Here is a 1966-nt window from a genome sequence, read left to right on the forward strand (position 1 = left end):
GTTCCGCCCTGCGCGACCTGCAACCCGAAAAGAAAATTCTCGAAGAATCCGCCTGCGCGCACAAAAGCAACTGGCGATGTCAGGTCGCGAAAACCTTGCTCCAGAAGGGACAAGGCCGCGATCACCCCGTGCCCGCTGGTTCTGTTCGCGCCCATCGACGAAAGCGCAACCACTCGCGGCGGCGCTGCCTTGGTGAGCGCCTCGACATAGCTTGCAATCACGGCCTTTGCTTCCTTGTAATCGGGCGAAGGCGCCCAGACAGGAGGCAGCATGACGAACGCGCCTTCGACGCCTTCGAGCGCCCGCTCGATGGCTGCCGAATCATTCCAATCGCCGTCAACCAGCTCCACGCCCCGGTTCGCCCAGCTCAACGCTTTCTCGCGGTCGCGGACCAGCGCGCGCACCTTTTTGCCTTGCGCTAGCAAATGCCTTGCCGTCGCGCCGCCCACGTTTCCCGTGATTCCCATTACTAAGAACATGTGTTTTCTCCTGATGTTGAGGGACAGAACTGCCCCTGTTGGTTCAATGGATGAGCGGCAGAATGGCCCGGATACGGGGATCGCGCAGATAGAGGCCGCCCCAGGTCATCGCGCCCAGAAGCAGGGAAATGATTTCCGGCGGCGATCCCAACTCACCGATGCGGAGATGGGCGCAGATGGCACCTCCCAAAAAGCCCGTCACCAGGATCGCGCCGAGGACGGCGGTGACCGGGATGGCGTAGAGGATGGCGCAGGCGAGGATGATCGGACCCACGACGCGCGTCAGATCCATCGCGAACCCGGTTTCCTGCAACATGCTCGCGACCCGTGCCGGCGCGAAAAGCTGAACAGTGCCGTCTGTCATCAAAGCGATAACGACAAACGCGCTCATTATCCGGCCGGCCCACAGGGCGCGATGCAAGGTCATAGTTTCAGGTGTCTGATGCGGGTTCACAGTTTCGGACACTTGTCATTCTCCGATGGGGAGATCCCATATTCGAAGCTTACTGTGCCTCTCAGGTGTGATAAACACCGAGGAAATGAACCGACTGTTCTCTTTTTGGAAAACAATACCGGGAAACGAAAATGCAAAATCTCGAACCCATCCTCATTTTCATAACGGTAGCGGAAATGGGGAGCTTCACCCGCGCAGCCGACAGCCTGGGCATCCAAAAGGGGAGAGCCTCAACGGCGGTCCGGAAGCTGGAAGAAGATCTCGGTGTCAGGCTCCTGCACCGGACGACGCGCAGCGTGCGGTTGACGGAAGACGGACGCGCATTTCATGCCCGTGCCCGCGATCTGCTCGCTGAAGTCGATGATCTGCACTCGATGTTCGCAGGCGATCGCGTGGCACTTCGCGGGCGTTTGAGAGTCGACCTTCCGACCGAAGTGGCGCGCACAACGATCGTGCCGGCCTTGCCGGATTTCATGGCGGCGCACCCCCAATTGGAGCTGGAGGTGTCGAGTACGGATCGGCAAGTCGATCTGGTTCAAGAGGGGTTCGATTGTGTATTGCGGCTTGGACCCATTCGCGACGAGACGCTGATTGCCCGCCCGTTGGGCCTGTTGCGCATGGCCAACGCTGCCAGCCCCGCCTATCTGGCGCGCCATGGCGTCCCTCGGTCGCTGGAAGATCTCCAGCGTCAGGAACATAGGACAATTCACTTTTCGACGGTGCTAGGCGCGAGACCCTATGGATGGGAATATCCGGACGGCGACAGCTACGCGACGCTTCAGTTGCCAGGTGCGCTGCACGTCAACAGCGCGCAGACCTACGAAGCCGCCGCCCTCGCCGGCCTTGGTGTGATTCAGGCGCCACTTTTGGGCATTGGCCAATACTTGGAGAGTGGAGCGCTTATCGAGATCATACCCGATTTTCGTCGACGGGCGCTCGCCGTATCCCTCGTCGTCGCACATCGGAGCAATCTGTCGCGCCGAGTCCGCGCATTCATGAAATGGATCGAAGATGTGCTGACGCCGTATATGGA

General features: G+C 60.0%; 3 protein-coding genes. 1 reads left to right on the forward strand and 2 read right to left on the reverse strand.

Annotation, left to right across the window (positions count from 1 at the left end):
* On the reverse strand, positions 1-479 hold a 479-nt coding region (locus tag EN893_RS31365), incomplete at its 3' end, for an NmrA family NAD(P)-binding protein (protein WP_128362072.1).
* Positions 480-522: 43 nt separating this feature from the next.
* Entirely contained in the window at positions 523-945 is a 423-nt protein-coding gene (locus tag EN893_RS31370; RefSeq protein WP_127270225.1) for a DoxX family protein, read from the reverse strand.
* A gap of 119 nt (positions 946-1064) precedes the next feature.
* Here EN893_RS31370 and EN893_RS31375 point away from each other — a divergent pair.
* A partial coding sequence (locus tag EN893_RS31375; RefSeq protein ID WP_164901274.1) for a LysR family transcriptional regulator occupies positions 1065-1966 on the forward strand: 902 nt, incomplete at its 3' end.

Origin of the sequence: Mesorhizobium sp. M7A.F.Ca.CA.004.04.2.1, from assembly GCF_004022825.1 — a bacterium.
Classification (GTDB): Bacteria; Pseudomonadota; Alphaproteobacteria; order Rhizobiales; family Rhizobiaceae; genus Mesorhizobium.